The sequence below is a fragment of the Streptomyces sp. SID14478 genome, from assembly GCF_010548525.1.
GTDB lineage: Bacteria > Actinomycetota > Actinomycetes > Streptomycetales > Streptomycetaceae > Streptomyces.
The window spans coordinates 1-2001 of sequence record NZ_JAAGMG010000960.1; the positions used below are offsets into that span (position 1 = coordinate 1).

Here is a 2001-nt window from a genome sequence, read left to right on the forward strand (position 1 = left end):
CGGGGATGAGCGCGGCGAAGTCGGGGCGGCCGATGCGGGCGTGGGTCAGCCCGGCGCCGAGCAGCGCGTGCCCGTCCTGGTACTGCCAGCCGCGGATCTCGCTGATCCGGCTGAGGCCGACGAGCGCGGCGGGGCGGAGTTGACCCGCGTTGACCTGGGCCATGAGGTCGGTGCCGCCGGCCACGGGCACGGCGGCGGGCATGGCGGCGAGCGCCGCGACTGCCTCGTCCAGCGAACCCGGAAGTACCGCGGCCTGCGTCGCCTGCGGTGCGTGCGTGGTCAAACCGGCTGCCCCTTCCCGATGTCCGGCCGTGCGCCCGGCGGCTTCGGTGGTCCCCGCGCGGATGGTCGCGTGGCCACCGTTCCCGCCGTTACGCCTGTTCCGCCGTACGGTACGTGCTGACGGGCCGGACGTGGCAACTCTGGCACATCTTCCCGGGCGCCCGGAGAGGGGGTCCGGTAGGAGGCATTCGCCCCTTCCACCTGGGGGATGACCCGGTTTCGCATGTGATCACCGGTGCGCGCGAATTGACACTCTTCGGTGACGTATGGGGGGACCTAAAGGCCCGGTCACGGCGCGTGGGGAGCGCGGCCGCGCGGGCCGCGCTCCCGGGACCGCCGCGGTACGGCGGCCCTCACACGTTCGGGGGCGCCCCTTCGATCGGGCGTCCGAGCACTCCGGGGCGACGCTGCCACGGCAGCGGGCCGCCCGGCGGGCGGTAGGCGACGCCCAGGGCGTCAAGTCGCCGGTAGTGGACGGCCATGCGGCGCTCGAAGTCCGCGTAGTCGCGCGCGGCGGGGGCGGGCAGGGCGCTCCACGCCACCTCGCAGAAGGCGGCCAGGCGCGGGAACGCCTGGTAGTCGACGCGCTGTTGGTTCTCCATCACCTCGGTCCACAGGTTGGCCTGGGTGCCGAGGACGTGCCGCGCCTCGTCCTCGGTCAGCTGCGGCGGAACCGGCTCGAAGCGGTAGACGTCCTCCAGGGTGCGTACGAAGCCGATGGGCACCGGCTCGTCCTCGCCGGGCGCCTGCCGGTGGTCCAGGTAGACCTGCTGCTCGGGGCACATGACGACGTCGTGGCCCGCCTTGGCCGCGGTGATGCCGCCGCCGTAGCCGCGCCAGGACGAGACGGTGGCGCCGGGCGCGAGACCTCCTTCGAGGATCTCGTCCCAGCCGATGAGCCGCCGGCCGCGCTCGCCGAGCCAGGTGTCGAAGTGCCGGATGAACCAGGACTGCAGCTCGTCCTCGTCCCGCAACCCCAGTTCCTTGATGCGGGCCTGGGCCGTCGCCGACTGCTTCCACTGGTCTTTGGGACATTCGTCCCCGCCTACGTGGATGAAGGTGGAGGGAAAGAGGTCGAGCAGTTCCTCGAAGACGCCCTCGTAGAAGCGGAGGGTGTGGTCGGTGGGAGCGAGCACGTTCGGATTGATGCCCCAGGTGTCCCAGACGGGGAGGGCGGACGTGTCGACGACATCGCTGTTGCCGAGTTCCGGGTACGCGTGGATGGCGGCCTGCGAATGGCCCGGAAGGTCGATCTCGGGGACGACCGCGATGTGCCGCGCGTGGGCGTAGGCGACGATCTCGCGGATGTCGTCCTGGGTGTAGAAGCCGCCGTGCGGCTTGTCGTCCCACAACTCGGAGGCGCGGTGGCCGAATTTCGTCCGTGTCCGCCAGGAGCCGACTTCGGTGAGCTTCGGGTAGCGCTTGATCTCCACGCGCCAGCCCTGGTCGTCGGAGAGGTGGAAGTGGAAGACGTTGAGTTTGTGGGCGGCGAGGAGGTCGATGAAGCGCAGGACGCCGTCCTTGGGCATGAAGTGGCGGGCGACGTCGAGCATCGTGCCGCGCCAGCCGAAGCGCGGCTCGTCCTCGACGAGCACGGCCGGCACCCGCCAGGTGCGGTCCGCCACCGGCGCCCTGCGGTAGGCGTCGGGGCCGAGGAGCTGGCGCAGCGTCTGCGCGCCCCAGAAGACGCCCGCCGCGGCGCCGCCCTCGATGGCGACC

2 protein-coding genes are annotated in these 2001 nt (G+C 71.8%); both read right to left on the reverse strand.

Going from position 1 to position 2001, the window contains the following annotated elements:
- On the reverse strand, positions 1-283 hold a 283-nt coding region (locus G3I40_RS31060), incomplete at its 3' end, for an FAD binding domain-containing protein (protein WP_203645098.1).
- Positions 284-635: 352 nt separating this feature from the next.
- Positions 636-2001, reverse strand: a 1366-nt coding sequence (locus tag G3I40_RS31065) for a beta-N-acetylhexosaminidase (protein WP_164305954.1), incomplete at its 5' end; no start/stop codon positions are given.